Genomic DNA, 25895 nt, shown 5'->3' with positions numbered 1-25895 from the left:
AATTTCACGGTTTTGGTCGGTAGAATCGACGCCTTTCCGTACAACCCCGTGGAGTGATGGCATGGCCGACGTAAACAAGGTCGTTCTCGCGTATTCCGGCGGCCTGGACACTTCGGTGATCCTCAAGTGGCTGCAGGATACTTATAACTGTGAAGTGGTGACCTTCACCGCTGACCTGGGTCAGGGCGAAGAGGTCGAACCTGCACGTGCCAAGGCGCAAGCCATGGGCGTGAAAGAGATCTACATTGACGACCTGCGCGAAGAGTTCGTCCGCGATTTCGTTTTCCCGATGTTTCGCGCCAACACTGTCTACGAAGGCGAGTACCTGCTGGGTACTTCCATCGCACGTCCGCTGATCGCCAAGCGCCTGATCGAAATCGCCAACGAAACCGGCGCCGACGCCATTTCCCATGGCGCCACCGGCAAGGGCAACGACCAGGTGCGTTTCGAACTGGGCGCCTACGCCTTGAAGCCAGGCGTAAAAGTGATTGCTCCGTGGCGTGAATGGGACCTGTTGTCCCGTGAAAAGCTGATGGACTACGCTGAAAAGCACGCGATCCCGATCGAGCGTCACGGCAAGAAGAAGTCCCCGTACTCGATGGACGCCAACTTGCTGCACATCTCCTATGAAGGCGGCGTGCTGGAAGACACCTGGACCGAGCACGAAGAAGACATGTGGAAATGGACCGTCTCCCCGGAGAACGCTCCTGACAAGGCCCAGTACCTGGAACTGACCTACCGCAACGGCGACATCGTCGCGCTGGACGGCGTCGAAATGACCCCGGCCACCGTACTGGCGACCTTGAACCGTATCGGTGGCGAACACGGTATCGGCCGCCTCGACATCGTCGAGAACCGTTACGTGGGCATGAAGTCCCGTGGTTGCTACGAAACCCCGGGCGGCACCATCATGCTGCGCGCTCACCGCGCCATTGAGTCCATCACCCTGGACCGTGAAGTGGCTCACCTCAAAGACGAGTTGATGCCCAAGTACGCCAGCCTGATCTACACCGGCTACTGGTGGAGCCCGGAGCGTCTGATGCTGCAACAGATGATCGACGCTTCCCAGGTCCACGTGAACGGCGTTGTGCGCCTGAAGCTGTACAAGGGCAACGTGATCGTGACCGGTCGCAAGTCCGATGAGTCGTTGTTCGACGCCAACATCGCCACTTTTGAAGAAGATGGCGGCGCCTACAACCAGGCAGACGCGGCAGGCTTCATCAAGCTGAACGCGTTGCGCATGCGCATTGCGGCCAACAAAGGTCGCAAGTTGTTCTGAGTGTTGTAAGTTGCAATGAAAAATGGCCCCTCAAGGGGCCATTTTTTTTGGTTGAAAATACATCCGGAATCATCGGGCGCGCGCCTGTGTTTATTGTTCGCTTCGAAAAAGTTCAGGTACTCCAGGAGATGATCTGGAGTGTTTATATTTTTACGGGGGCAATGTTTATTAATTTCGCTCGATAAGTGATGCATTGTTGAAAGTGAGATGTTTTCTTGTAGGCAGGAACTATGTACTACAGAAAATTCACTCAGAAATGTACCGCGAATATGTCAGATGCTGACATGCCTGTAGGATTTATGGAGCGTTAGTAATTATGTCGAATGGAACTTTTAAAAACCCGGTTTCCCTCCGGGTTCACAGGTCTTCTGACAGCGCACAAGGGGCATTTCCTGAAACTTGTGTACGGCGCGTTTACCCGGGCCCGCGTAATCCTGGGAATTTTCACTCAAAATATGTTTGTGCTCGGAAAGTTCTGAAAGCCCCAACAAAACTGGATAGCTCCGATCTGGCGTTTTTTTGTAGGTTAAATCCTATGTCTTTGTGGGTTAGGTCTCTGCTTGCTGTTGCTTGGGGGGGAGCGCTATGCCAAGCGAGAAACGACTAGGCTATTGTGCTTACTCTTAATAATTCGAACAGCGAAATTGGACTTGCCCATGAATAAAGTGCTGATCGTGGATGATCATCCCGTCATTCGTCTTGCTGTACGTATGCTAATGGAACGTCATAGTTATGAGGTCGTTGCCGAGACCGATAACGGTGTCGATGCCTTGCAACTTGCGCGCGAGCATATGCCGGACATTGTCATACTGGATATTGGAATTCCCAAACTCGATGGCCTGGAAGTTATATGCCGGCTGTCATCAACCAAACAGGCACATCCCTTCAAGGTGCTGGTGCTGACGTCCCAGGCGCCCGGGCATTTCTCGATGCGGTGCATGCAGGCGGGTGCTGCCGGCTACGTGTGCAAGCAACAGGATCTCACCGAGCTGTTGAGCGCGGTCAAGGCGGTGCTGTGCGGGTACAGCTACTTCCCCAACCAGGCGTTGAACTCGGTGCGCTCTACGATGGGCAACGCCAGCGAAGCGGACATGGTCGAGCGCCTGTCCGGCCGGGAGATGATGGTGTTGCAGCAGTTGGCCCGCGGCAAGACCAACAAGGAGATCGCCGATGGCATGTTCCTGAGCAACAAGACTGTAAGCACCTACAAGACCCGCTTGCTGCTCAAGCTCAACGCCCGCTCGCTGGTGGACTTGATCGAGCTGGCCCAGCGAAACGGCCTGGTGTAGGCCGGCCTCACATTTACATCCAGTCAGAAAAAAGCCTCCGCAAGGGAGGCTTCTGTTTATCGTTGGATCGATTAGAGATCGAAGTCGTAATCGGCCAACTGTTTTTGCAAGCGCCGCTCTTCCAGCAGGTTGTCGATGGTGCGGCGTTTGCTCAAATTGGTCTTGGCCACCTCTACCGGTGCTTCTGCTGCATCATCGTCGGATTCAGCGCCAACAACGTCGTCTTCTACATCCAGTTGTTCTTTGCCAGTGCTCATAAGGTTAACTCCAGGCTAAGACTGCCGTTGGCGCTCCTTATAACGATAATCTCGGGCCTGGTAAAAAAGATTTTTTCAATCGACTCATCGATAAAAGCAATGATGGCTCAATCGTCGGAAGTCTTTTCCTTGTATTCGCACAGGTCTTCGATGCGGCAGCTGCCACAGCGCGGCTTGCGGGCCTGGCAGACATAGCGTCCGTGAAGGATCAACCAGTGATGCGAGTCCAGCAGATACGGCTTGGGCACGAACTTCATCAGCTGTTTTTCCACCTCCACCACATTTTTTCCGCGGGCAATACCGGTTCGGTTGCTGACCCGAAAGATGTGCGTGTCCACCGCCATGGTCAATTGGCGAAATGCCGTATTGAGCACCACATTGGCGGTTTTTCGGCCAACACCCGGAAGGGCTTCCAGGGCTTCGCGCGTTTGCGGTACTTCGCTGCCGTGCAGTTCCACCAGCAGCCGGCATGTCTCGATGACATTCTTCGCCTTGCTGTTGTACAGGCCGATGGTCTTGATGTATTCGGACAAGCCCTCAACCCCCAGCGCGTAGATCGCCTCCGGGGTGTTCGCCACCGGATACAACTTGGCGGTGGCCTTGTTGACGCCGACGTCTGTGGACTGGGCCGAGAGAATCACGGCGATCAGCAACTCGAACGGCGAGGAGTAGGCCAGTTCGGTTTTCGGTTCCGGGTTGTCTTCGTGAAGCCGGCGGAAAATTTCCAGGCGTTTTGCGGCGTTCATGGGGCGAGCGGTTCCTTGCGGACAGTCAGTGTGGTGACGAAAAACGGGCCCAATAACCCGAGCAGGATAAACGCGGCGTGCACCGGCAGTACACGCTTCATCACGTGGGGCCGGTGCTCAAGGGGTTCAGGTGCGGGCATCAGCCACCACCAGTGCTGCAAGCGCCTGCTCTGCCGTTTCGAAGTGCTGTTGCAGAATGATCAACTGCGACTGCTGTTCAAAGGTCGGCGGGTGGCCGAAAGCTTTCAGGGATTTGTGCAATTGGGCGCGGCTCATGGCCAGGTTGATCTTGGCCTTCTTCAAGGCGGCGTCCATGGCCGCGGCTTTTTGTGCACGAACCCGCTCAATGGCCGCCTGGACCGGGTTGACCGTGGCCGCAGCTACCGGGGCGGCGCGCTTGGAGCGTGCCTGGCGTTCGGCAAGTTTCTGTTCCTCTTCGCGTTGCAGCCGCGCGTTGCGCTGTTCAAACCGTCGCCGGGCCCGGTCGCGCTTGAGGCTGCGTGCCTCACGTTCATGATCATTGGAGGCCAGCCCGCCGACAATCGGTACCACGGTGCTCAAGGAACGCATTTCGATGCAATCAACCGGGCAGGGTGCTACACACAGGTCGCAACCCGTGCACTCGTCGACAATTACCGTGTGCATCAATTTGGCAGCACCGACGATAGCGTCCACCGGGCAGGCCTGGATGCATTTGGTACAGCCGATGCACTCCGCTTCACGGATAAACGCGATCTGTGCGGGCGCTTCCCCTCGAGATGTGTCCAACTCCAGCACCGGGAGCTTCAACAGCTGCGCCAGGGCTGCAATGGTTTCCTGGCCGCCCGGAGGGCACTTGTTGATCGCCTCGCCTTGGGCAATGCCTTCTGCGTAGGGCTTGCAGCCAGGATGCCCACATTTGCCACACTGGGTTTGCGGCAGCAGGGCGTCGATACGTTGAATCAGGCTCATGGTTTGATCATTGCGTTGGAACCCGGAAAAGCCACAGCCAACAGCGGGCCGACAGCAAACAGAATCCGATTATCCGGCAAGCGAGGAGGGGGTACTAGCTGAAACCGCCCCATGGCCGAGACCATGAGGCAGTTAGCCATTGTTACTTGATGCGCTGACCCGGCTTGGCGCCGCTGTCCGGGCTCAACAGGTAGATCTCTTCACCGCCAGGGCCGGCCGCCATCACCATGCCTTCGGAGATACCGAACTTCATTTTCCGCGGCTTGAGGTTGGCGATCATCATGGTCAGGCGACCATCGAGCTTGGATGGGTCCGGATAGGCGCTCTTGATCCCCGAGAACACGTTGCGTTGTTCATCACCGATGTCCAGGGTCAGGCGCAGCAGCTTGTCGGCGCCTTCCACGGCTTCGGCCTTGAGGATCAGGGCCACCCGCAAGTCCACCGCAGCGAAGGCGTCGAAGTCGATTTCCGGCGACAACGGATCTTTCGCCAGTTCGCCATTGCCCGCAGGTGCAGCGTCGCCGGTATCGGTCTTGCTGGCCTCGAGGTCTTCTTTCGATGCGTCGGTCATGGCCTGCACTTTTACCGGGTCGATACGGGTCATCAGCGGCTTGAACTCATTCAACTGATGGTTGCCGAGCAGTGTCGCGTGGTCATTCCAGGTCAGCGGCGGCACATTGAGGAACGCCTCGGCGTCGGCTGCCAGCAATGGCAACACCGGCTTGAGGAAGATCACCAACTGACGGAACAGGTTGACGCCCGTGGCGCAGATCGCCTGGACTTCAGCCTGCTTGCCTTCCTGCTTGTTCAGCGACCACGGCGCCTTGTCGGCGATCCAGGCGTTGGCGCGGTCGGCCAGGCCCATGATTTCGCGCATGGCCCGGGCAAAGTCGCGAGCTTCATAGGCATCGGCGATGCTCGGCGCGGCGGCCAGGAATGCATCGGTCAACTCAGGTGCGGCATTTTCAGCCACCAGCACCCCGGCGTTGCCCTTGTGGATAAACCCGGCGCAACGGCTGGCGATGTTGACGACCTTGCCCACCAGGTCCGAGTTGACCTTCTGTACGAAGTCTTCCAGGTTCAGGTCCAGGTCGTCGACACCACGGCCCAGCTTGGAGGCGTAGTAGTAGCGCAGGTATTCCGGCGACAGGTGGTCCAGGTAGGTGCGCGCCTTGATAAAGGTGCCACGGGACTTGGACATCTTCTGGCCGTTGACCGTCAGGTAACCGTGCACGGCAATGCCGGTTGGCTTGCGATAGCCCGAACCTTCAAGCATTGCAGGCCAGAACAGCGCGTGGAAGTTGACGATGTCCTTGCCGATGAAGTGGTACAGCTCGGCCGTGGAGTCCTTGTTCCAGAACGCGTCGAAGTCCAGCTCCGGCGTGCGGTCGCACAGGTTCTTGAAGCTGGCCATGTAGCCGATCGGCGCGTCCAGCCACACGTAGAAGTACTTGCCTGGCTCGCCCGGGATCTCAAAGCCGAAGTACGGCGCATCGCGGGAGATGTCCCACTGTTGCAGGCCGGCGTCCAGCCATTCGGCGATCTTGTTCGCCACGGCGTCCTGCAGGGTGCCGCTGCGGGTCCAGGTTTGCAGCATCTGCTGGAAATCCGGGAGCTTGAAGAAGAAGTGCTGGGAATCCTTGAGTACCGGGGTGGCGCCGGAGATGGCCGACTTCGGATCCTTCAGGTCGGTGGGCGCGTAAGTGGCGCCGCATTTCTCGCAGTTGTCGCCGTACTGGTCCTCAGTGCCGCATTTCGGGCAGGTGCCCTTGATGAAGCGGTCGGCCAGGAACATTTTCTTTTCCGGGTCGAAATACTGGGTGATCGAACGCGTGGCAATGTGCCCGGCGTCCTTGAGGCGCAGGTAGATCTGGCTCGACAGCTCGCGGTTTTCGTCGGAGTGGGTCGAGTGGAAGTTATCGAAATCCACCAGGAACTCGGCAAAGTCGGCGCTGTGTTCAGCCTGGACGTTGGCGATCAGTTGTTCCGGGGTGATCCCTTCCTTCTCTGCGCGCAACATGATGGCCGAACCGTGGGCGTCGTCCGCGCAGACATAAATGCATTGATTGCCGCGATGCTTCTGGAAGCGCACCCACATATCGGTCTGGATGTACTCAAGCATATGGCCAAGGTGGATAGAACCATTGGCATAGGGCAGGGCGCTGGTGACGAGGATCTTGCGTGGCTCGGACATGGGGCTCGGCTACTTGATGAAACGGAGGTCGGCCACTATAAAGCGCCGGGAAATTTATTTCACCCCGTGCGGCTGTTTCCGGATTTTCCCGCAGGCCGAAAGCGTGCCGCTGGGGCGCTGGAACGGTTAGGATAGCCGCCTGTTTTAGTCAGTCTTTTTTCGGGAGTAGCCCATGAGCGCCGTCAATCGCGCAGCGGTGGAAGCCGTTCTTCGCCAGTACACCGACCCCTACCTGAACCAGGACCCGGTCAGCGCCGGGTGCGTACGCGCCATCGACGTGCAGGGTGACAAGGTTTCGGTCCAGCTTGAGCTGGGCTACGCCGCAGGCCTGTTCAAGAGCGGCTGGGCGCAGATGCTGCAAATGGCCATCGAAGGCCTGGACGGCGTCAGCTCGGCCAGGGTCGACATCCAGTGCGTGATCGCCCCGCACAAGGCCCAGGCGCAGATTCCGGGCCTGGCCAACGTCAAGAACGTGGTGGCCGTGGCTTCCGGCAAGGGCGGCGTGGGCAAATCCACCACCGCCGCCAACCTGGCCCTGGCCCTGGCCCGGGAAGGCGCGCGGGTCGGGATTCTCGACGCCGACATCTATGGCCCGAGCCAGGGCGTGATGTTTGGCATCCCGGAAGGCACCCGGCCGAAGATCAAGGACCAGAAATGGTTCGTGCCGATCGAGTCCCATGGCGTGGAAGTCATGTCCATGGCCTTCCTGACCGATGACAACACACCGATGGTCTGGCGCGGCCCGATGGTATCCGGTGCGTTGCTGCAACTGGTCACGCAGACCGACTGGGGCAACCTGGACTACCTGGTGATCGATATGCCGCCAGGCACCGGCGATATCCAGCTGACCCTGGCGCAGAAAGTGCCGGTGGCCGGCGCGGTGATCGTCACCACACCGCAGGACCTTGCGCTGCTGGATGCCCGCAAGGGTGTGGAGATGTTCCGCAAGGTCAACATCCCGGTGCTGGGCGTCGTGGAAAACATGGCGGTGCACATCTGCTCCAACTGCGGCCACGCCGAGCATCTGTTCGGTGAAGGCGGCGGCGAGAAGCTCGCGACCCAGTACGGCGTTGAACTGCTGGCGTCGTTGCCGCTGTCCATGGGGATTCGAGAGCAGGCTGATGGCGGCAAGCCGACGGTGGTTGCCGAGCCCGATGGCCAGATTGCCATGGTCTACCAGGAGCTGGCGCGCCACGTAGGCGCGCGAATCGTCCTGCAGGAAGCAGAGGCCCAGGCAATGCCGACGATTACTGTCAGCGACGACTGATCCACCGGATGGGAAAAAAGCCTCGACCTTGTCGGGGCTTTTTCTTGCCTGGTGAACACCAACGAGGCGTTTTTTACTCTTTTACGTAATTGCTGGTGTAAGCATTCACTTACTTTTTCGTAAGCGTTTGGGTTTTTTCATCGGCGGGGGCGTCTTGAATTGATTGCCTATATTTCTATCTTATTGAAATATAACGATTATTTATTCGCGTTTGAGCGCGTGAATCGAAAACCCGGCGGGTTGGATCCCGTTGAACTTCCCCGTGAACTCTCTAAGATCAGTCCTGTGTCCACGGATTGACACAGTCATCAAGGAACGATGATTCAGGGAACCTCGCAGGATGCGATTCATCAGGACGATGAAAAGGAACACAGGGACTAGGGAAAAAATGTGGGCGGGTCATACCGCCCCTTTTTTTTGCCTGTAGAAAAGTGAAACCCGCCCCGCAGAAATGCAAAAAGGCCCGCAAGGGGCCTTTTGGAGGGCATCGACGCTATCAGCGTTCGAGGTCGGCAATCTTGCCTTTTTTGCCATCCCACTCTGCCGCATCCGGCATCGGGTCTTTGCGCTCAGTGATATTCGGCCAGATTTCCGCCAGCTCAACGTTCAACTGAATAAATTCCTGCATCTCTGCCGGGACTTCGTCCTCGGAGAAAATAGCGACGGCCGGGCATTCTGGTTCACACAGGGCGCAGTCAATGCACTCGTCCGGGTGGATGACCAGGAAATTCGGGCCTTCGTAGAAGCAGTCCACCGGACACACTTCTACGCAGTCGGTGTACTTGCACTTGATGCAGTTGTCGGTGACGACGAAGGTCATTTCTAATTTTCTCCTCAGGCGGCGGCAGCGAAACCCTTTGTGGCAGGGCTCGCGAGGTTCGGGAGCGATAGTCTGCAGGCCAGGCTAAAAGCCCGCAGCATCCCAAACCGCGCGAGAGTCTACCAGCTTGCAAGCGTCTGCGTTATATCCGAGTCTTCAGTGCATATAACATTTCGAGCGCTTTTCGCGGCGTCACGTCATCCAGGTCAAGCTTAGCCAACTCATCCAGTACCGGATGAGGCAGGCTGGCGAACATGTCGCTCTGGTGCGGCGCGCTGGGTTTGTTGCTGGCCTTGGCCGGGCTGGCCACGGGAATCTCATGGGGCAGCGCTGTTTCTTCCAGGCGGCTCAGGTGCTCGCGAGCACGGGTAATCACCTCGGCCGGCACCCCCGCCAGTTGCGCCACGGCCAGGCCGTAACTCTGGCTTGCCGGGCCGGGCAGCACGTGGTGCAGGAACACGATGCGCTCGTTGTGCTCGGTGGCATTGAGGTGCACGTTGGCTACCAACGGCTCGTTTTCCGGCAGCACGGTCAGTTCGAAGTAGTGCGTCGCGAACAGCGTATATGCCCGCAGGTGCGCCAAACGCTCGGCCGCCGCCCACGCCAGGGACAGCCCGTCGAAGGTGCTGGTGCCGCGGCCCACTTCGTCCATCAGCACCAGGCTGCGTTCGGTGGCGTTGTGCAGGATGTTGGCGGTTTCGCTCATTTCCACCATAAAGGTCGAACGGCCGCCGGCCAGGTCATCGCTGGAACCGATCCGGGTGAAGATGCGGTCCACCAGTGACAATTCGCAGCTTGCCGCCGGCACGAAGCTGCCGATATGCGCCAGCAGCACGATCAACGCGGTCTGACGCATGTAGGTGGATTTACCGCCCATGTTCGGACCGGTGATCACCAGCATCCGGGTATCGTCGTCCAGCGACAGGTCGTTGGCGACGAACGGCGTGGTCAACACCTGCTCCACCACCGGGTGGCGACCTTGCACGATGCGCATGCACGGCTCGCTGACAAAGCGCGGGCAGTTCAGGTCAAGGTTCAGGGCACGCTCGGCCAGGTTGCTCAGTACATCCAGCTCGGCCAGGGCGGCGGCGGTGTCCTGCAACGGCGCAAGCTTGTCGATCAGGCTTTCGAGCAAGGCTTCGTAGAGCATTTTCTCCCGGGCCAGGGCGCGGCTTTTGGCCGACAGCGCCTTGTCTTCGAATTCTTTAAGCTCCGGAGTGATAAAGCGCTCGGCACCCTTGAGGGTCTGGCGGCGCTGGTAATCGATCGGCGCCTGCTCGGCCTGCTTGCTTGGCAACTCGATAAAGTAGCCGTGCACGCGGTTGTAGCCGACTTTCAGGTTGGCCAGGCCGGTGCGGGCTTTTTCACGGGCTTCCAGGTCAATCAGGAACTGCCCGGCGTTCTCGCTCAGGGATTGCAGCTCATCCAGCTCGGTGTCGTAACCGGTCTTCAACACGCCACCGTCACGGATGATCGCGGGCGGGTTGTCGATGATGGCTTTTTCCAGCAGCGCCGCCAGCTCCGGGTAGGTGCCGGTGGTGACTGCCAGCTGCTGCAGGTGCGGTGCTTCCAGTTCGGTCATCGCCGCTTGCAGTTGCGGCAGGGCGCCGAGGGCATCGCGCAGGCGTGCCAGGTCGCGAGGCCGCGCGTTACGCAGGCCGATCCGCGCCAGGATCCGCTCGATATCGCCGATTTCCTTGAGCTGCGGTTGCAGCTTTTCAAAGCGGTAGCGGTCGAGCAGGCAGGTAATAGAGGTCTGGCGGGCTTGCAGCACGGTCAAATCCCGCAGCGGGCGGTTCAACCAGCGGGTCAGCAAGCGGCTGCCCATGGCGGTCTGGCAACGGTCGACCACCGATTGCAGGGTGTTGTCGCGCCCGCCGGCGAGGTTGGTGTCCAGTTCCAGGTTGCGACGGCTGGCGCCATCCAGCACCACGGTGTCGTCCAGGCGTTCATGACGCAGGCTGCGCAAATGCGGCAGGGCAGTGCGCTGGGTTTCCTTGGCATAGCTGAGCAGGCAACCGGCGGCGCCGATGGCCAGGGTCAGGGTTTCGCAACCGAAGCCCTTGAGGTCTTGCACGGAGAATTGCTGGCACAGGCTTTTCAGCGCCGAATCACGCTCGAAATCCCACGGCGCACGACGCTTGGTCCCACGGCGACGTTCCGCCGGCAGGTCCTTTGGCCAGTCGTCCGGGATCATCAACTCCACCGGGTTGACGCGCTCAAGCTCCGCCAGCAGATTCTCCCAGCCCTTGATCTCCAGCACCGTGAAGTTGCCACTGGTGATATCCAGGACTGCCAGGCCGAACAGGCGTTCGTCCCCCAGTACTGCCGCGATCAGGTTATCGCGACGCTCATCCAGCAGCGCCTCATCACTCACCGTACCCGGCGTGATGATGCGCACCACCTGGCGTTCCACCGGGCCCTTGCTGGTGGCCGGGTCGCCGATCTGCTCACAGATCACCACCGACTCGCCCAGCTTCACCAGCTTGACCAGGTAACCTTCCAACGAATGATATGGAATCCCGCACATCGGAATTGACTGCCCGGCCGACTGCCCGCGCGCGGTCAGGGTGATGTCCAGCAACTTGGCCGCCTTCTTCGCGTCTTCATAGAAGATCTCGTAGAAGTCGCCCATGCGGTAGAACATCAACTGATCAGGGTGCTGGTTTTTCAGGCGCCAGTACTGCTGCATCATCGGGGTGTGGCTGGAGAGGTCGGTCATACGCGGGGTTCAGCTCTTCCTGTCGATTTTTGGCAAGGGTAAATAGGCTAATGGTACATTGATTTTTTATGCATTGTGGGCGGCTATACGATGTTGAATTCTCGCTACGAGCCTTATAAACGATGTGTTTGTCCTATGGCTTACGATGGAAACCAAGACAGATCGGGTTCGGTTGATCAATAAAAAAACCCGACGCTGGGTCGGGTTCTTTATTGCAGTGCCTTAGTAGATGTCAGGCTCGTTTTGCCTCAGCTGCCATCAATACAAGGTTCTGCTGTTTGGTCGCTTCGGTCAGCACTTCGCTGTATACGCGCTTTTTTTGATCAGATTTAGCGTTACGAATAAAGTCGGCAAAGGGGCTTTTTGCACCTTTGGTCAAGCCCAGCTTAATCGAAAGCATCATTACGCTCCTGATGGTTGCCCGAGTCTGGCCTCAAGATCGGCCCGCGTGTGTCGCTCAGGAATATGGTAGTCAATTTTTTCGACACCGGCTTTGTACAATCGTCCCGAGTTGTCAATGTGCTTGAGCAGCAAATCCACGTGGATATCGCCGCCGTACTCTAGCTTAAGTGCGTTGACGACGTCACGTGCGGCAAAGTACTGGTCGATGAAATGCTCTTTACGAATCCTTCTTCCTTCTGCTTCTTCGCGAGCTTTGACGAAGTCCCAAGCGAGCCTCGGATCCTGGTAGACGTACAGAATCTGTACGAACCTGCCTTTTCTTAAGGAACGATCCACATTCCGCCTGGCGACATCAATGTTTGAAAATGTTCCGTCAAGGAGGAACGACTGCTGTTGGTCCATCGCAAAATCCAGAATCTTCTCCACCAAAATAGAAACCCCTCTCTGGAATAACCAGGAGTTACCGCCGGTATAGGCAACAAATTCGCTACGAAGCTCATCGGGGTCAATTCGAAGGATCGGGGTGTCGGCAAAAAGATTCACGAGCGCGATTGATGCCTCGGTTTTTCCTGCACCCGGTGAGCCGGCCATGTAGACCGATACAGGCGCCTCTTCCGGAGGATAGATAGCTTTGTCGGTCAGACGCCTGGCAATCATTTTCTTGTTTGAGCGAGCAAAGCGCAGCGCTTCGTCTGAGACTTCTTGCTCTGACTGCGTCATGACTTTTCTGATTGGATCTGCAAAGTGCGTCATCAACAAACCCAGCATTTTTCCGATAGGCGCAGGTTAGCATGCGAGGCAGACCACAAATGGTTAGGTAAAAATCTGCAATCAATGCATTAAATATGCAAATAAGCATTTGCCAAGCATCAAAACTGCCTGCACTATCCGCGTTATGCAAAAACGCAACGTTTCTATCGTCTTAAGAGAGCTGCTGGACCGCGACCGGATCTCCCCCACGGAGCTTCACCGGCGTACCGGCGTGCCTCAATCCACACTGTCCCGGATCCTCAGCGGCAAGATCGTGGATCCGTCGGACAAGCACATCTCGCGCATCGCCGATTACTTCCAGGTCAGCACCGATCAGCTGCGCGGGCGCGCAGGGCTGGTGCCGGCGCGGTCGGACGAGCGTGACCCGATGCATTCGGAACTCAAGGACATAAGCCTGTGGGACGACGAAACACCCGTTAATGATGACGAGGTGTCGATCCCCTTTCTGCGCGAGGTTGAATTGGCTGCTGGATCAGGAAGATTCGTCATCGAGGAAAGCGAGAAGGCCAGCCTGCGATTCGGCAAGCGCAGCCTGCGGCATAACGGTGTGCAGTTCGACCAGGCCAAGTGCGTGACGGTGCGCGGCAACAGTATGTTGCCGGTGCTGCGCGACGGCGCCACCGTAGGTGTCAATGCGGGCAAATGCGGGATTGGTGACATCGTCGATGGCGATCTTTACGCCATCAATCACAACGGCCAGCTACGGGTGAAACAGCTCTATCGCCTGCCTTCCGGGATTCGCCTGCGTAGCTTCAACCGCGATGAACATCCGGACGAGGACTACAGCTTCCAGGAAATCCAGGATGAACAGATCAGCATCCTTGGTCACGTTTTCTGGTGGGGCATGTACGCCCGCTAACCCTTCTGTGTAAGACAAAGCCCGCCAGTGAGCGGGCTTTTTTTCGCCTGCGTAAAACCACCAAACCCTTTGCCTGCGGGGCTATAAATGCACCTGCGCATTTCTTGTGCAAAAATAAATGCATTTGTGCATTGACTGTATATGCATACATGCATATTCTTCATCTCAAGCCAGCCAAGAAGGCCTGGTGGAGGCGGCAAGGATGCTGCCAAGGAAGACAAGGACGTTACGCAACACCGGCAAGGACGCCATCGAAGCGATGGCAAGGATGCCAGGCAATACCGGCAAGGATGCCGACGCTCTTTAGTTTCAAACCGCTTCAAGAACAGGCAGCGATGAACCGGCCTTAACGGTTCAGAGGGTTGGCAACTGGCCCGGGTGTGCAGCGTAAAGCACCAGAAGCAGTTATCCGGCAGACAGGGATCGTGGTCGGAAAAACATTGAGGAAAGAACCGTACCGCGCCAGTAGCGCCGAAAGTTCGAGGACATCATTACTGAAAAGCCCGGGCAACCGGGCTTTTTGGAATGCCTACCTAGAGAACCCATTCAAATTGAAACAAACACCTACAACCGGCGACCTGCCGGTATCACTCATTCCAGGAGGCGTGACATGACAAACGAGCAGCAAGCGTTGGCGGAAATGCCTATCTGGCTGGTCATCGTATTGGCGGTGATTGGCGGGGTTTCCGGAGAAATGTGGCGCGCCGACAAGGAAGGCGCCCGCGGTTGGTCGCTTATGCGGCGCCTGGCCCTGCGTTCGGGGGCCTGCATGGTGTGCGGGGTATCAGCCCTGATGCTGTGCTACGCCGCCGGCATGTCGATCTGGACGGCCGGCGCCATTGGGTGCCTGACCGCCATGGCCGGCGCCGACGTGGCCATCGGCCTTTATGAACGCTGGGCGGCCAAGCGCATCGGCGTCAACGAAGGCCCTGGCCGGGACCCGCAGTAACCGTTGCAAGGACGCTACTTAAATGACACTTATCGAAAAACCCTCCCAATTGCCCCAGGCCATCAGCGAGGCACTGCGCAGGGCGTTTCCGGAACTTAAGGTCGGCACTCATCAGGACTTTCAGGGCGCCGCGAACGACACCGGCGTGTTGATCACGGTCGAAGGCAATGGGCCGGGCCTTCGCTCCCGCGAGGGGCGCAAGGCCCATGCCCTGGGGATTTCACTCAAGGCCATGGTGGCCCCGGGTGCCTTGCCCTTTGATGCCTGCGACCTGGCCAGCCAACTGATGGACCTGGTGCTGGATAACCGCTGGAACCTGCCGCAGGCGCAGTGCGACCTGCCGACCAGCATTGTCGCTGCGCCTTCAATACGCACCAGCGCGGAGACGGACTACGACACCTGGACCGTCACCTTCACCCAAACCCTCTATATCGGGCCGCCGTTGCTCAACGATCCCACAGGCAAGCCGCTTTTTGCCTGCACCTGGGACGTCTCGAACATCGACGACCCCGACCAATACAAGCCGCTGGCGGAGTAGCCCATGTTCGACGCGCTGTTACGCATGCAGCTGGGGCCGATCGTGGAGCGCCTGGCGGAAATGGAAAGCCAGCTCGAAGACCTGTATCGACGCGCCGAAAGTTTCTGCCGAATCGGCGTGTGCCAGGAGGTCGACGCCGCCAGCAATACCTGCAAGGTCAGCCACGGCGAACTGCTCACCCCGGCGATCCGCTTTTTCAACCCCAGCGCCGGAGCGCAGACGGAAACCCGCATCCCGTCAGTAGGCGAGCAATGTTTGCTGCTCAACTACGGTGCCGGGGAGGGCGGGGCGCAATCGGTGGCCTTGTTCGGCTTGAACAGCGACCGCTTTCCACCGGTCTCCAGCGCTTCGACACTGACCCGGCGCCGCCATCAGGACGGTACCCAGAGCGACTACGACGACGCCAGCCATACCTTCAACTGGGTCAATGGCCCCACCACGTTCACAGGTTCCCGCGAACAGGTCGACATCAAGGTCGGCGCCGCCAGCCTCACGATGAGCGCCCAGGGCATCACGCTGCAAGTCGGCGGCAGCAGCCTGTTGCTGGACGCCGGCGGCGCGCACTTCAGCGGCCCGGTGGTGGACCACCAGGGTCGAGTCATCAGCCCCTGACAAGGACATCCCATGATCGGAATCGATAGAAACACCGGGGCGGCGGTCGATGACTGGCTGCAATTTGTGCAGCGCGCTACCCGAGCGCTGACCACGCCCTTGGGCACTCGCCAGAAGCGCCCGCTGTACGGCTCGATGATCCCGCAGTTGCTCGGGCAAAACCTCGGCGATGACCTGCTGATTCTCGCCCAGAGCCATGCCGCCCAGGCGTTCTATAACCCGCAGAACGGCATCGCCGACTTCGAACCGCAAGTCATCGTCGCCAACCGCCAGGGCGCCGGCCTGTTGCTGCGCTTCGCCGGCACCTGGAAAAACCGCAAGCAATCCTTCGAGGTGGTGACATGAGCATGCTGATACCCGGCCAGAACCAGTTGGCTGAGCCAGCGATCATTGCCGTCGATGAGTTCGAGCCACTATTGGCGGAGTTCAAGGCGTTTGTCGTTGATTACGTCGCTACTCGTGCACCAGAAAATGCCGCCAAGCTGAAGGTCAGCCTGGAGAACGAGAGCGAGTTGCTGACGTTGGCGCTGGAAGCTTTTTGCGTTCGCCTGCAAACCCACGAGCGCAAATACAACGCCCGCATCAAGCAGATGCTGGCGTGGTGGGCTACCGGCAGCAACCTCGATGCGCGCCTGGCGGACATGGGCCTTGAGCGCCAGGTGCTCGACCCTGGTGACCCGGCGGCTTTCCCGCCGGTACCGCCAACATTGGAGAGCGACGATGACGCCCGGTTGCGTTATTACCTCGCGCCTCACGCTCCGGCGGCAGGCTCGCGGATGCAGTATCGGCGGGAGGTTTTCACCCTCGGTGAGCGTCCATCGGTGAAAGTGCAAAGTGCTACGCCGGGTGTGGTGACGGTCACTTATACCTTCGACCCGGACGGCTACGCGGCACGGGTCAAGGATGGTAACGGCCGTCGAACCGCGCCCGGCGAAGTGATGGTCACGGTCCTGTCCCGAGACGGGGATGGTACACCTTCTGCGGATCTACTCGACGGTGTACGCCGGCATTTCGCCCGGCCTGACGTGCGACCGGAAACGGATCTCGTCACGGTGCAGGGGGCGCAGATCCTGCGCTACAAAATTCGGGTGGTGGCCAAGATCAACGCCGGTCCGGATTCCGGATTGACCCAGGTAGCCGCGCAGCGACTGCTGCAAACCTACGCCGAGTCTTGTCATCGCCTGGAAGGGCGGGTGGACCCGAGCTGGATCGACTACGCCATCCACTCGGCAGGCGCTGCGCAACTGCAGATCCTTGAGCCGCTGGAGCCGATCGTCACCACGGCGTTTCAGGCTCCGTATTGCACGGGTGTCGAGGTGGAGGTGCACACGTTATGAGTGAGCCAAAAGGCAGTTTGCTGCCCGCCAACAGTTCGCCGTTGGAGAAGGCGCTGGACCTGGGTTTCGGGCAATTGCTCGATCGGGTCACTCCGCCATTCCCGGCCTTGATGAACCCGCTGCAGACGCCGGCTGAATTCCTTCCCTACCTGGCCGCTGATCGCGGCGTCAGTGAATGGGACGCCGCTGCCAGCGAGTCGGAGAAGCGCCTCACCGTGGCCTTGTCCTGGCAAATCCAGCGTCAGGCCGGTACGCCCAAGGCGCTGAGCTACGCCGTCGAATCCCTGGGATTCACCCCCAATATCAGTGCCTGGTATCAACAGCGGCCAACCGGCCTGCCTTACACCTTTGATGTGCAGGCAATCATCGGTCGCAGTTGGTCCAGTGGCGATCACAACCGTTTGATCCGCCGCATCAACGCGGCCAAGAGCGAGCGGGACCTGGCCACCATCACCATCGTGCACGAGACCTCCCAGGGTTTACGTGTTGCTGCAGCCGCTGATCCAGGGTTGAGCATCGGTGATGAGGGCCAGCCCGGGGCGTTGCCCGAAGTGAAGCTGCACGGGGTACTTGCTTGCAGCAGCGTGGCGCACACACCGCTCAGCGATGGCGAGTTGCAGTTGTGCGGCGTACTGCCTGAACTCGGGCTGGCGGCCCGGCTAAACAGTGCCGGGGTTGCCCGGCACTACACCATTAACGACTACGACCTCAGGGCGCAGCCATGACAGATGAAATTACACGCCTGGTGCGCTTCACCTCCAAGGGATTGGATGAAGTGCTGCAGGCAAAGAACCAGGGCTTGAAAGGCGAGATCACCCACATTGGCGCCGGTACTGGCCGCTACAACCCCGACGGCACCGAAGTGGCCCTGCGTGACGAGCGCCAGCGGGTCGCCATTGTGGACTACGAGGATCTGGGCGACCGGCAACTCCGGATGGCCGCGCTGTTTGATGGCGAGGCCGAGTATGAGATCGGCGAGTTTGGTTTTTACCTCGCCAGTGGCACGTTGTTGGCGGTGTATTCCGTGGAGGGGAAGCTGCTCACGTACAAAGCGGCGGCGGCTCGGGTACTGCAGAAGTTCACGTTGGATATTTCGCCGTTGCCGGCGGATAGCGTGACGATTGTGGTGGGGAGCGAGAATTTGAATGTATTGATGGCTGAAGAAATCGCAATCATGGCGGCGGCTTCGGTTGGCAATATGTCGAGGCATGTTGATTTGATGTTTCGGGTTATGCAATTAGAAGCTAAGCAATAGCGCTTGCAAAAGTGCTGAAAAGATAATTTTTACTAGGGAGTTGATTATGGGGATTGAAACGACGATCACAAAAGTTGTGGACGCATGTAACAAACTGACGGATACGGTGACGAATCAGGTTGGCAAAATAGATTCTCGAATGGATGTTGCCTTGGGTCAGTTCAACGCGTGGCGCGGCAGTGTACAGGCCAAGGATATTAACGGGCGTGCCTCTTACTCCCAGACTATTGATCTGACTGGGCTGTCCACCAACATCTTTTATCCCGTATGGTGGCGCATGCCGGGTAACGAGCAAGGCATGTCTGAGATCGTGATTTCTAGAAACTACGCCACGAATGCCGAGCTTAATCCGTTCAATAATAATTTTGAACCGCACGTTGCGGGCCTAAACCTGCAAATGGAAGGGTGTGGGATTCCGTGGAATGGTGATGCGAACTTTTTGACAATCAAGCGTATATCCCAAACATACCGAGAAACTGTTCGGTGCGCGCAGTTTGGGATGCTTTCTTATGTTCGTCCTGTCACTGGGCTGAAGCCTATTTGGTTGAATCAGGCTGTGGGCACTTTGGTTGGTTCTCCACAAGAGTCGGGATGCTACTTGCGGGGCGGGTTGAGTTACATCATTACCAAAAGCTTTGAAGCCCCTGTTAAATTTAGTCGTTCAGACGCCGAGGTCGAATTGAGCCAAGCCGTTACAGCTGAGTATGAAATTTCGTGGAAGGTCAAGCCTTTCGCAATCACAGCGTCAGAGCTGGGAGCTACTTACCCTGAAAGTAGGATGGCGTATACGTTGGATAACGATCAGCGCTATGCAGTTAAAGGAGTATGAATATGGTTGGGTCTATTAAAACACTACTGCTCGACTCTGGCGAAACGCTCATCAATGTTCCGGCTGATCGCCCTACACTTATCTCACTGGGGTTCAGCGAAGCCCGCGCCGACGAACTCTGCGAAGAAACGATACGAGCTGAAAAGTTGGAAAGCACCATCGCTGCGCGTCGCACGCTTTATGAAACTCAAGCTGACCCGCTGTTTCTCGAGTGGCAATACGACGAAACTCCTGAAAAGGAAAAGGCTTGGCGCGACAAAGTAGCCGAAATCAAGGCGCTTTATCCCTTGCCTGACCGCGACTGAACCCCACCGCGAAAGCGGTTTTTTTTCGCCCGCCCAAAGCCCCTCTCGCAGGGGCTTTGGCGTTTTCCACCCGGAGAATCCCACTCATGTTTAACCGCCAAACCTACACCGTCCTCATTCCATTCCCCACCGGCAACGGCCACTGGTCTACCGCCGGCGAGGAACTGGAACTGCTGGACGTCGAAGCATCCGCCCTGCGCACCGCTGGCCGCCTGGAACTGACCAGCGTCCTCAACTCCACCCCGAAGAAGGCTGACTGATCATGGCTGAGGTTTTGAACTTCGAACACAACGGCATCACCGTGAACGCCACCGAATCCCCCGAGGCCATGGGTGGCCTGGGCGATAACGTCATCGGCCTGGTGGGCACTGCCCCCAACGCCCATGCGTCGATTCCGAAAAACGCCCCGTTCCGCATCAACAGCTTCACCACCCAGGCGCTGCTGGACCCTACCGGCGCTGAAACCGGCACGCTGTTCCACGCCGTTTACCAGATCCTCAAAGTGGTCAAGGTGCCGGTCTACGTTGTGATCGTCGACGAGGGCACCACCCCGGCCGACACCATCAATAACGTAATCGGCGGTGAAGAGCCGGTCACCGGCCGCAAACTGGGCCTCGCCGCCCTGGCCAGCGTCCCCGAAGACCTGACCATCATCGGCGCCCCGGGCTTCACCGGCACCAAGGCCGTGGCCGGCGAATTCGCCTCCTTCGGCAAGCGCATCAAGGCCCGTGTGGTGCTGGACGGCAAGGACGCAACCGTCGCCGACCAGGTGACCTACAGCGGCGAACTGGGCGGTGCCGATCTCGGTTTCGACCGTTGCCTGCTGGTGCACAACATGCCGTCGGTGTACTCCAAGGCCGCGAAGAAAAACGTGTTCCTGGCGCCGTCGTCCCTGGCCATCGCCGCGCTGGCCAAGGTCAAGCAATGGGAAAGCCCGGGCAATCAGGTGACCTTCGCCGAAGACGTGTCCCGCGTGGTTGAGTACAACATCCTCGACACCTCCACCGAAGGCGACCTGCTCAACCGCTACGGTGTGAGCTACTACGCCCGCACCATCCTCGGCGGCTTCTCGCTGCTGGGTAACCGCTCCATCACCGGCAAGTTCATCAGCTACGTGGGCCTGGAAGATGCGATCAGCCGCAAGCTGGTCAAGGCCGGCCAGAAAGCCATGGCCAAGAACCTGACCAAGTCGTTCATGGACCAGGAGGTCAAGCGCATCAACGACTGGCTGCAAACCCTGGTGGCCGACGAGACCATTCCCGGCGGCAGCGTGTACCTGCACCCGGAATTGAACAGTGTCGAGAAATACAAGAACGGCACCTGGTTCATCGTCATCGACTACGGCCGCTACGCGCCGAACGAACACATGATTTATCAACTCAACGCCCGCGATGAAATCATCGAGCAGTTCCTGGAGGACGTTCTCTAATGTTTACCAACCGAATCAGACAGGCCATGGCGGCCACCCTTCAAGGCCTGCCGTTGTCGGCGACGGTCACCTCGTTCGCACCGCCGAAGATCGACTTCGACATGGAGCAGATGACCGGCGGACGTTTCATCGCCGAAGAAATGGCCAAGAGCGCCAAAGTGCTCAACGCCACATTGGAGCTGCAAGGCGCGGGTCCGGAAATCATGCTTGCCTTGGGGGTGCGCCTGGGCGATGACATTTTGCTGAACGTGCGTGAAGCCGGCCAGGACCAGGACGGCAAGACTTACTTCACCTACCACACCATCGGCGGCAAGCTGAAAACCCTGACCGAGACAACCCTGAAGATGGGCGATAAACCCGCCATCACCCTGGAGTTCTCCTGCCGCACCTACAACCGCCTGGAAAACGGCATCCCGGTGATCGACATCGACGTGCGTACCCAGAAGTTTGTGCTCAACGGCGTCGACATCCTCGGCGATGCCCGCCGCGCGGTACTGATGCCTTAAGCCCCCGGGAGCGGGTTTTCCCGCTCCCATACTTCACCAAGGAATTGATTCATGGCCTGGATGCCTCCGCTGCACATCCTGCTGTCGCCGATCACCGCTGATACCGGCGCGCTGATCGAGCAGATTCAACTCAAGCCGTTGTTCTACGCCGCGCAAAAAGACGCGCTGGCCCGGGCCGGTGATGACGAGGACGATCAGTTCTTCGAACTGGCCAAACTCGCCACCGGCCTGTCGGAAAAAGAACTCGACCAACTCAAGCGTCCGGACTATGTGAGCATCGCCCAGTACGTGCACGACATGTCGACCCGGCCTGCCTCGTACTTCCTCGACGCCGACGAGCAGCCCCGCGAATCGGCGACCAGTGAGCACGTCTCGCTGCTGTTGCCGCTTGACACCGGCGGCCGCCGTCTCACCAGCCTGACCCTGGAAATGCCCGCCTTGCGCGCCACCAAGGCGATGAAAAAACTCGCCACCAACAAAGAGCGCGCCGAGTTCATCACTGCCCACTGCACCGGCCTGATGATCCCGGATCTCGCCGACCTCAGCGTGCCCGACTGGACCGAACTGCAGGGGCGCATCGACGATTTTTTAAACAAACCGGCGGACTTCTTTCGGAGCGCGACATCGAAGTAATTCTCGACATCGTGCCGCTCATTTACTCGGTAAATGAAGCGGAAATCCTGGACTGGGACGCCGGAAAAGCATTGCGCCGCTACGACATCGCGATCACTCGCCTTGGCGTCAAACAGGAGTAGAGCGGATGGCAGACAGTAAATTTGGATTGAGGTCGCTCATCGCCAGGGACGGCGAGGCGATTTACGGCTCGCTTGAAACGGCCGGGGCAGGCGCCAGCATCCAGCCGATTGCGCCGATGCTTGCCGGCCCGTCCTTGCTTGATGCCGTACCCAAGGACGTACCGGGCCAGGAACTGGCGAATGTCGGTGCGCAACTGACGCAACTGGTCACGGGGCAGACCCGGCTCATCGACACGCTGGAGAGGTTCAACGGCTCATTGCTCGATGTGATGGGTGCCCTGAAAACCGGCAAGGGCAATAGCACGGGCGGCGCCTCATCCGATACCGTCAAACCCTCGCAGGCGCTGGACACGGCGATGACCGACCTGCATGAAGTGGTGGGGTTTGCCGGGTATGAGCGCACACAACTGCGCGAAGCCAACCTGGCCTTGGCGTCCGACCCGATGGTTGCCGCGAGTGGCGCAGATGCTGTCGACCTGGCAAGGGTGGAGCAGGTGGGGGCCCGGTCCGGCGTAGGCAAGGACCTTGAAACTCGCCAGGCTGATTTGCTGCAGTTCGCCCGCGATAGCGCGCTCATCGCCGCGGCCTTTCAGACCGATATCAAGACGGCCGGCGAGATGATGGGCGGCTGGCGTGGGTCGATGAAGCTGGATCGCCCGCAGGCGCTGGATCTGGCTGACGCCACCAACGTGCTGGGTTCCCACGCTTCGCTCAAGGCCGATGCGGTGGATATTGGTTCGATTGTGCGCCAGAGCACTGCGGCGAGAACGTCGGGCATGAGCCCCGAGCAGGTAGCGGCGTTTTCGGCGGCGTTGCTGACGGTTGGTAACAACCGGGCGTCTGCCGGGCTTGCGGTGGAAAAAGTCGGCGCCGCGCTGGCCAAGGGTGACGGTGCGTCCGAGGGGCAGCGTGCTGCCTGGGCAGAGCTCAAGCTTGACCCGAAGGTGCTTGCGGCAGGCATGAAGCAGGATGCACCGCAAACAGTGCTGACGGTCCTCGAGGCGCTCAAGGCGCAGCCCCAGGAAAGGCAGGCGGCACTGGCCACGCAGTTGTTCGACGGTAACCGCTCGATTCTGAGCCTGGTGCCGGTGATCGACACGCTGAAGCAGGCCTTTACGGCGGTGGCCGACAAGTCGACTTACGCGACTTCGGTCCTGGGAGACCAGGGCTCGGTCATGCGTTCGGCCACCGGACGGGCAGACTCCACACAAGCTCATGAACAAGCCTTCCAGGCCAGCACCACCCGCCTGGAGACAGCTTCCGATACGGCGATTGCCCCCCTGAAAAACGGCGCACTGACGGTGCTGACCTCAGTGGTCAATGGCTTGGGCTGGCTGGCTGAATCGCTGCCCAAAGCCACGGCCGCCCTCACATTGGCCGCGGTGGTGATGGTGCCGCTGGCGAAGAAGCTCGGCGGCACTGTCGTGGACAAAGTCTTCGACAAGGTCGCCGGGAAAGTCCTGGGCGAGGGTGACGCGCCCCGCGATGCCGGTGGCAACAAGCCCGACCCGTCCGGCAGCAAAGGGAAGTCACAAGGCAACGACACACGCCAGGGCGAGCGCACGCCAGGCAAAAACTCAGGCCCTGATGCGCCCACGAAAACCAACAGAGCCAGCCGAATCGCGAAGCGCGGTTCGTTGGCGTTGGTGGTGGCAGACGCGGGTATCAATCTCATCAAGGGCGCGAGCAATGGCACCCTGAAAGAGTCCGTTGGCGCCAGTGTGGGGTCGATAGGCGGTGGCGTCGCGGGTGGTGTGGCCGGCGAGGTTGCAGGGCTGGCCATTGGGCGAGCCGTTGGCACGCTCGCCGGGGCGGCGCTGGGTTCGATTATTCCGGGCGCCGGCACAGTGTTGGGCGGTGTGATCGGCGGCTTTGCCGGCGGTGCAATCGGTAAGGTGGTGGGCGGCGTCGTCGGCACGTTCGTCGGCAGCGACGTCGGGGCGAGCCTGGGCGAGAAAGTCATGAGCAGCGACGACCGTCTCCCGCCACCCGAACAAGTCAGCCAAAGCCTTCCCAACGCTCAAACAGACAACCGGCAAATCAACTTCGCCCCGCAGATCAACATTACCGCACCCGAGCAGACCAGTTACCAGGCGCTGGCGGCGCTCGTCGTGCAACAGATCGAGGCGCAGTTCACGCCGCTGTCGATGGACAACCTGCTGGCGACGCGACGCGACGCGGCACTCACCGATGGAGCGGTTTAATGCGACAACAAATGGTGTTGGGCAGCTTTATTTTCGGGCTGTCGCGCGGGTTTGCCTACGCGACCCTCGACCGTATGAGTAGCGGTGGCTGGGTCGCGCTGGACATCATTGCCGGCAAACCCAAGTCCAGCCAGACCGGCCAGGCCCTCGAAACATTGACCTTTGCCGGCAAGGCGGCGCGTGGCATTGGCATGGCCAGGCTCGACGAACTGCGCGACTTGCAGGCCTTGCGTACACCGCTGCCGTTGGTGGACGGGATTGGCCGTAACTGGGGGCTGTGGACGATCAAATCGGTGGACGAGAAACAAGCCAACGTGATCGACGACGGCACCGCCATGCTGATCAATTGGACGTTGATACTGGAGGAATTCGTCAATGCGTAGAGTCCGAAGTATTGCCGGTGACTCCGTCAACCTGCTGCTCTACCGCGAACTGGGTCGCAGCGACGACGCTGCCGAGGAAGCACTGTGGCATCTCAACCCGGACCTCGCGGAACACGGGGCGGTATTGCCGGCCGGCATCGGTGTAATCGTACCGGAGCTGGACGCGCGGTCCGCCGCAAAAAAACCGGTTTCGGTTTGGGATTAAGGAGGAACCATGGCACTTGGATTCACACCGGCGGTGGAAATTTACGGGACCAATGCCGCGCTGCTCAACGAGCGATTACTGGAGTGGGAACACACCGATGCCGCAGGCTTCGTCTCCGACCAGCTCAAGCTGACCCTCGACATCGAAGGGCTTGAGGGATTGCCCAGCCTGGGTGGGAGGATCGGCCTGCGGGTCGGTTACCTGGAGACCGGCCTGGAGGACAAGGGGCTCTTCAAGATTACCCAGCGCACCCCGTACCTGTTCCCCCTGCGCCTGGTGTTGGTGGCCACGGCGGCGCCGTTCGACCAGGACGAATTCAAACAGCGCCGCACAGCCAGCCATGGGCCGACCACCCTGGGCGCACTGTTCCGCCAACTGACCATACGTTATGGATTCTCACCCAGGGTCGCGCCGGATCTGGACGCTGAAAAGATCGCTCACATCGACCAGACCAACGAAAGCGACATGAGCTTTCTGACCCGGCTTGCCAAGCGTTTTGATGCGGTGGCCAAGCCTGTCGACGAGCTGTATGTGCTGGGCCGTAAAGGCCAGATCACCTCGCTGTCGGGCAAGCCGCTGCAAGAAGTGCGGCTGTCGGTCACTCGTGATAACCGTCCGGGCGACCGCGCGTTTATCAGCGCCAGTTTTACCGAGACCAGCCGGGCCAAGTTCGAAGGGGCCAAGGCGTCCTGGTGGGATGTCGCTACCTGCAAGAAACGTGAGGTGGAGGTGGGCGGTGCGCCGTTCAAAGTCCTTGCCCAGCGCTACCAGAGCGAAGACGAAGCCAGGACGGCGGCCGAAGGCGAGATGCGCCGGGTTAGCCGTGAAGGCCTGCAGATCAATGTGATATGCCCCGGCAACCCGGCGTTCCAGGCCGAAGGGCTGCTGGTGCTGGATGAAACCTGGCCCGGCTTCATGCAGGGGCGCTGGTCCATCGACACGCTGACGGCCGTCGGCAAACGCAAGGAAAGCTACCGATGCACGATCAAGGCGAACGGATTGTCGTCACCGCAATGACGTGCTCGATCGGT

The 25895-nt window shown here is 59.3% G+C and carries 29 protein-coding genes and 1 pseudogene; 21 read left to right on the top strand and 9 right to left on the bottom strand.

The genetic code is table 11. The annotated features are described in order from the left end of the window. Nucleotides 1-61: 61 nt before the first annotated feature. Together HYE77_RS29905 and HYE77_RS29900 are read left to right on the top strand one after the other, a co-directional pair. On the top strand, nucleotides 62-1279 hold the full coding sequence (locus HYE77_RS29905) for an argininosuccinate synthase (protein ID WP_003208700.1): 1218 nt from the start codon (nucleotides 62-64) through the stop codon (nucleotides 1277-1279). Nucleotides 1280-1935: 656 nt separating this feature from the next. Further along, a complete protein-coding gene (locus tag HYE77_RS29900) occupies nucleotides 1936-2568 on the top strand; it encodes a response regulator transcription factor (protein WP_003208698.1) in 633 nt (210 codons plus the stop codon). Nucleotides 2569-2639: 71 nt separating this feature from the next. On the opposite strand, the gene HYE77_RS29895 is transcribed toward HYE77_RS29900, so the two are convergent. The 5 genes and pseudogenes from HYE77_RS29895 to metG form a co-directional block, all read right to left on the bottom strand. Next, nucleotides 2640-2825, bottom strand: a complete 186-nt coding sequence (locus HYE77_RS29895) for a PA3496 family putative envelope integrity protein (protein WP_003208696.1) — start codon at nucleotides 2823-2825, stop codon at nucleotides 2640-2642. A gap of 107 nt (nucleotides 2826-2932) precedes the next feature. Next, nucleotides 2933-3571: an endonuclease III gene (nth, locus tag HYE77_RS29890; protein ID WP_010170146.1), complete on the bottom strand. Its 639-nt coding sequence runs from the start codon at nucleotides 3569-3571 to the stop codon at nucleotides 2933-2935. Then, nucleotides 3568-3711, bottom strand: coding sequence for a hypothetical protein (locus HYE77_RS29885; protein ID WP_177070251.1), 144 nt, complete (start codon nucleotides 3709-3711; stop codon nucleotides 3568-3570). Before HYE77_RS29885 ends, nth begins: the two co-directional genes overlap by 4 nt. A 418-nt stretch (nucleotides 3712-4129) precedes the next feature. Continuing rightward, nucleotides 4130-4543: pseudogene (gene rsxB / locus HYE77_RS33080) on the bottom strand (electron transport complex subunit RsxB); the annotation flags it as partial. Between the two features lie 121 nt (nucleotides 4544-4664). Beyond that, entirely contained in the window at nucleotides 4665-6716 is a 2052-nt protein-coding gene (gene metG / locus HYE77_RS29875; protein ID WP_003208690.1) for a methionine--tRNA ligase, read from the bottom strand. Between the two features lie 172 nt (nucleotides 6717-6888). Here metG and apbC point away from each other — a divergent pair, with 172 nt between their 5' ends. Next, on the top strand, nucleotides 6889-7983 hold the full coding sequence (apbC, locus tag HYE77_RS29870) for an iron-sulfur cluster carrier protein ApbC (RefSeq protein WP_087695282.1): 1095 nt from the start codon (nucleotides 6889-6891) through the stop codon (nucleotides 7981-7983). A 496-nt stretch (nucleotides 7984-8479) separates the two neighbouring features. Here apbC and fdxA read toward each other — a convergent pair whose 3' ends face one another. The 4 genes from fdxA to HYE77_RS29850 form a co-directional block, all read right to left on the bottom strand. Further along, the gene (gene fdxA, locus HYE77_RS29865; protein ID WP_003208688.1) at nucleotides 8480-8803 is read right to left on the bottom strand and encodes a ferredoxin FdxA; all 324 of its coding nucleotides are present in this window, start codon (nucleotides 8801-8803) and stop codon (nucleotides 8480-8482) included. 142 nt (nucleotides 8804-8945) lie between these two features. Continuing rightward, nucleotides 8946-11525: a DNA mismatch repair protein MutS gene (mutS, locus tag HYE77_RS29860; protein WP_087695283.1), complete on the bottom strand. Its 2580-nt coding sequence runs from the start codon at nucleotides 11523-11525 to the stop codon at nucleotides 8946-8948. 232 nt (nucleotides 11526-11757) lie between these two features. Beyond that, the gene (locus HYE77_RS29855; RefSeq protein WP_177070247.1) at nucleotides 11758-11925 is read right to left on the bottom strand and encodes a hypothetical protein; all 168 of its coding nucleotides are present in this window, start codon (nucleotides 11923-11925) and stop codon (nucleotides 11758-11760) included. A gap of 2 nt (nucleotides 11926-11927) precedes the next feature. Then, nucleotides 11928-12680 (bottom strand): zeta toxin family protein, encoded by a 753-nt coding sequence (locus HYE77_RS29850; protein WP_256344341.1) that lies wholly within the window; start codon nucleotides 12678-12680, stop codon nucleotides 11928-11930. A 142-nt stretch (nucleotides 12681-12822) separates the two neighbouring features. Between HYE77_RS29850 and HYE77_RS29845 the strand changes: the two genes are divergently transcribed. The 18 genes from HYE77_RS29845 (at nucleotide 12823) to HYE77_RS29760 (ending at nucleotide 25881) form a co-directional block, all read left to right on the top strand. Further along, nucleotides 12823-13557, top strand: a complete 735-nt coding sequence (locus HYE77_RS29845; protein ID WP_023659216.1) for an XRE family transcriptional regulator — start codon at nucleotides 12823-12825, stop codon at nucleotides 13555-13557. Between the two features lie 610 nt (nucleotides 13558-14167). Next, nucleotides 14168-14506: a phage holin family protein gene (locus HYE77_RS29840; RefSeq protein WP_003208680.1), complete on the top strand. Its 339-nt coding sequence runs from the start codon at nucleotides 14168-14170 to the stop codon at nucleotides 14504-14506. Between the two features lie 22 nt (nucleotides 14507-14528). Next, nucleotides 14529-15044: a hypothetical protein gene (locus HYE77_RS29835; protein ID WP_177041851.1), complete on the top strand. Its 516-nt coding sequence runs from the start codon at nucleotides 14529-14531 to the stop codon at nucleotides 15042-15044. Nucleotides 15045-15047: 3 nt separating this feature from the next. Then, nucleotides 15048-15656, top strand: a complete 609-nt coding sequence (locus tag HYE77_RS29830) for a phage baseplate assembly protein V (protein WP_102604888.1) — start codon at nucleotides 15048-15050, stop codon at nucleotides 15654-15656. A 12-nt stretch (nucleotides 15657-15668) separates the two neighbouring features. Further along, nucleotides 15669-16001, top strand: coding sequence for a phage baseplate protein (locus tag HYE77_RS29825; protein ID WP_003208675.1), 333 nt, complete (start codon nucleotides 15669-15671; stop codon nucleotides 15999-16001). Beyond that, nucleotides 15998-16993 (top strand): baseplate J/gp47 family protein, encoded by a 996-nt coding sequence (locus HYE77_RS29820; protein WP_102604886.1) that lies wholly within the window; start codon nucleotides 15998-16000, stop codon nucleotides 16991-16993. Before HYE77_RS29825 ends, HYE77_RS29820 begins: the two co-directional genes overlap by 4 nt. Continuing rightward, the gene (locus HYE77_RS29815) at nucleotides 16990-17718 is read left to right on the top strand and encodes a phage tail protein I (protein WP_177009852.1); all 729 of its coding nucleotides are present in this window, start codon (nucleotides 16990-16992) and stop codon (nucleotides 17716-17718) included. Before HYE77_RS29820 ends, HYE77_RS29815 begins: the two co-directional genes overlap by 4 nt. Beyond that, complete coding sequence (locus HYE77_RS29810) at nucleotides 17715-18248, top strand: phage tail protein (RefSeq protein ID WP_087695288.1); 534 nt, start codon at nucleotides 17715-17717, stop codon at nucleotides 18246-18248. The genes HYE77_RS29815 and HYE77_RS29810 overlap by 4 nt, the downstream gene beginning before the upstream one ends. A 46-nt stretch (nucleotides 18249-18294) precedes the next feature. Next, nucleotides 18295-19077, top strand: coding sequence for a phage tail protein (locus HYE77_RS29805; protein WP_087695289.1), 783 nt, complete (start codon nucleotides 18295-18297; stop codon nucleotides 19075-19077). Nucleotides 19078-19079: 2 nt separating this feature from the next. After that, entirely contained in the window at nucleotides 19080-19382 is a 303-nt protein-coding gene (locus tag HYE77_RS29800) for a hypothetical protein (protein WP_256344671.1), read from the top strand. 86 nt (nucleotides 19383-19468) lie between these two features. Further along, a complete protein-coding gene (locus HYE77_RS29795; protein WP_003208665.1) occupies nucleotides 19469-19642 on the top strand; it encodes a hypothetical protein in 174 nt (57 codons plus the stop codon). 2 nt (nucleotides 19643-19644) lie between these two features. Next, entirely contained in the window at nucleotides 19645-20811 is a 1167-nt protein-coding gene (locus HYE77_RS29790) for a tail protein (protein WP_003208663.1), read from the top strand. Further along, nucleotides 20811-21317 carry a phage major tail tube protein gene (locus HYE77_RS29785; RefSeq protein ID WP_003208662.1) on the top strand — a complete coding sequence of 169 codons (507 nt, stop codon included), beginning with the start codon at nucleotides 20811-20813 and terminating at the stop codon, nucleotides 21315-21317. Before HYE77_RS29790 ends, HYE77_RS29785 begins: the two co-directional genes overlap by 1 nt. Nucleotides 21318-21368: 51 nt before the next feature. Further along, entirely contained in the window at nucleotides 21369-21950 is a 582-nt protein-coding gene (locus tag HYE77_RS29780) for a phage tail assembly protein (RefSeq protein WP_008433541.1), read from the top strand. 127 nt (nucleotides 21951-22077) lie between these two features. Further along, nucleotides 22078-24276, top strand: coding sequence for a phage tail tape measure protein (locus HYE77_RS29775; RefSeq protein WP_177070245.1), 2199 nt, complete (start codon nucleotides 22078-22080; stop codon nucleotides 24274-24276). Beyond that, nucleotides 24276-24659 (top strand): phage tail protein, encoded by a 384-nt coding sequence (locus tag HYE77_RS29770; protein ID WP_177028944.1) that lies wholly within the window; start codon nucleotides 24276-24278, stop codon nucleotides 24657-24659. The genes HYE77_RS29775 and HYE77_RS29770 overlap by 1 nt, the downstream gene beginning before the upstream one ends. Then, the gene (locus HYE77_RS29765; protein ID WP_177028945.1) at nucleotides 24652-24864 is read left to right on the top strand and encodes a tail protein X; all 213 of its coding nucleotides are present in this window, start codon (nucleotides 24652-24654) and stop codon (nucleotides 24862-24864) included. The genes HYE77_RS29770 and HYE77_RS29765 overlap by 8 nt, the downstream gene beginning before the upstream one ends. 9 nt (nucleotides 24865-24873) lie before the next feature. Then, nucleotides 24874-25881, top strand: coding sequence for a phage late control D family protein (locus tag HYE77_RS29760; RefSeq protein ID WP_177009847.1), 1008 nt, complete (start codon nucleotides 24874-24876; stop codon nucleotides 25879-25881). The last annotated feature ends 14 nt before the right edge of the window (nucleotides 25882-25895 follow it).

Source organism: Pseudomonas sp. IPO3774 (genome assembly GCF_013386835.1).
GTDB lineage: Bacteria > Pseudomonadota > Gammaproteobacteria > Pseudomonadales > Pseudomonadaceae > Aquipseudomonas.
Note: the sequence above shows the minus strand (reverse complement) of the source record. Positions and strands in the feature narration are given on the sequence as shown.

What these genes read in the sequence shown, in the direction of transcription:
- HYE77_RS29905 (WP_003208700.1), top strand. Translation starts at nt 62, where the DNA reads ATGGCCGACGTAAACAAGGTCGTTCTCGCGTATTCCGGCGGCCTGGAC.
- HYE77_RS29900 (WP_003208698.1), top strand. Translation starts at nt 1,936, where the DNA reads ATGAATAAAGTGCTGATCGTGGATGATCATCCCGTCATTCGTCTTGCT.
- HYE77_RS29895 (WP_003208696.1), bottom strand. Translation starts at nt 2,825, where the DNA reads ATGAGCACTGGCAAAGAACAACTGGATGTAGAAGACGACGTTGTTGGC.
- nth (WP_010170146.1), bottom strand. Translation starts at nt 3,571, where the DNA reads ATGAACGCCGCAAAACGCCTGGAAATTTTCCGCCGGCTTCACGAAGAC.
- HYE77_RS29885 (WP_177070251.1), bottom strand. Translation starts at nt 3,711, where the DNA reads ATGCCCGCACCTGAACCCCTTGAGCACCGGCCCCACGTGATGAAGCGT.
- metG (WP_003208690.1), bottom strand. Translation starts at nt 6,716, where the DNA reads ATGTCCGAGCCACGCAAGATCCTCGTCACCAGCGCCCTGCCCTATGCC.
- apbC (WP_087695282.1), top strand. Translation starts at nt 6,889, where the DNA reads ATGAGCGCCGTCAATCGCGCAGCGGTGGAAGCCGTTCTTCGCCAGTAC.
- fdxA (WP_003208688.1), bottom strand. Translation starts at nt 8,803, where the DNA reads ATGACCTTCGTCGTCACCGACAACTGCATCAAGTGCAAGTACACCGAC.
- mutS (WP_087695283.1), bottom strand. Translation starts at nt 11,525, where the DNA reads ATGACCGACCTCTCCAGCCACACCCCGATGATGCAGCAGTACTGGCGC.
- HYE77_RS29855 (WP_177070247.1), bottom strand. Translation starts at nt 11,925, where the DNA reads ATGCTTTCGATTAAGCTGGGCTTGACCAAAGGTGCAAAAAGCCCCTTT.
- HYE77_RS29850 (WP_256344341.1), bottom strand. Translation starts at nt 12,680, where the DNA reads ATGACGCACTTTGCAGATCCAATCAGAAAAGTCATGACGCAGTCAGAG.
- HYE77_RS29845 (WP_023659216.1), top strand. Translation starts at nt 12,823, where the DNA reads ATGCAAAAACGCAACGTTTCTATCGTCTTAAGAGAGCTGCTGGACCGC.
- HYE77_RS29840 (WP_003208680.1), top strand. Translation starts at nt 14,168, where the DNA reads ATGACAAACGAGCAGCAAGCGTTGGCGGAAATGCCTATCTGGCTGGTC.
- HYE77_RS29835 (WP_177041851.1), top strand. Translation starts at nt 14,529, where the DNA reads ATGACACTTATCGAAAAACCCTCCCAATTGCCCCAGGCCATCAGCGAG.
- HYE77_RS29830 (WP_102604888.1), top strand. Translation starts at nt 15,048, where the DNA reads ATGTTCGACGCGCTGTTACGCATGCAGCTGGGGCCGATCGTGGAGCGC.
- HYE77_RS29825 (WP_003208675.1), top strand. Translation starts at nt 15,669, where the DNA reads ATGATCGGAATCGATAGAAACACCGGGGCGGCGGTCGATGACTGGCTG.
- HYE77_RS29820 (WP_102604886.1), top strand. Translation starts at nt 15,998, where the DNA reads ATGAGCATGCTGATACCCGGCCAGAACCAGTTGGCTGAGCCAGCGATC.
- HYE77_RS29815 (WP_177009852.1), top strand. Translation starts at nt 16,990, where the DNA reads ATGAGTGAGCCAAAAGGCAGTTTGCTGCCCGCCAACAGTTCGCCGTTG.
- HYE77_RS29810 (WP_087695288.1), top strand. Translation starts at nt 17,715, where the DNA reads ATGACAGATGAAATTACACGCCTGGTGCGCTTCACCTCCAAGGGATTG.
- HYE77_RS29805 (WP_087695289.1), top strand. Translation starts at nt 18,295, where the DNA reads ATGGGGATTGAAACGACGATCACAAAAGTTGTGGACGCATGTAACAAA.
- HYE77_RS29800 (WP_256344671.1), top strand. Translation starts at nt 19,080, where the DNA reads ATGGTTGGGTCTATTAAAACACTACTGCTCGACTCTGGCGAAACGCTC.
- HYE77_RS29795 (WP_003208665.1), top strand. Translation starts at nt 19,469, where the DNA reads ATGTTTAACCGCCAAACCTACACCGTCCTCATTCCATTCCCCACCGGC.
- HYE77_RS29790 (WP_003208663.1), top strand. Translation starts at nt 19,645, where the DNA reads ATGGCTGAGGTTTTGAACTTCGAACACAACGGCATCACCGTGAACGCC.
- HYE77_RS29785 (WP_003208662.1), top strand. Translation starts at nt 20,811, where the DNA reads ATGTTTACCAACCGAATCAGACAGGCCATGGCGGCCACCCTTCAAGGC.
- HYE77_RS29780 (WP_008433541.1), top strand. Translation starts at nt 21,369, where the DNA reads ATGGCCTGGATGCCTCCGCTGCACATCCTGCTGTCGCCGATCACCGCT.
- HYE77_RS29775 (WP_177070245.1), top strand. Translation starts at nt 22,078, where the DNA reads ATGGCAGACAGTAAATTTGGATTGAGGTCGCTCATCGCCAGGGACGGC.
- HYE77_RS29770 (WP_177028944.1), top strand. Translation starts at nt 24,276, where the DNA reads ATGCGACAACAAATGGTGTTGGGCAGCTTTATTTTCGGGCTGTCGCGC.
- HYE77_RS29765 (WP_177028945.1), top strand. Translation starts at nt 24,652, where the DNA reads ATGCGTAGAGTCCGAAGTATTGCCGGTGACTCCGTCAACCTGCTGCTC.
- HYE77_RS29760 (WP_177009847.1), top strand. Translation starts at nt 24,874, where the DNA reads ATGGCACTTGGATTCACACCGGCGGTGGAAATTTACGGGACCAATGCC.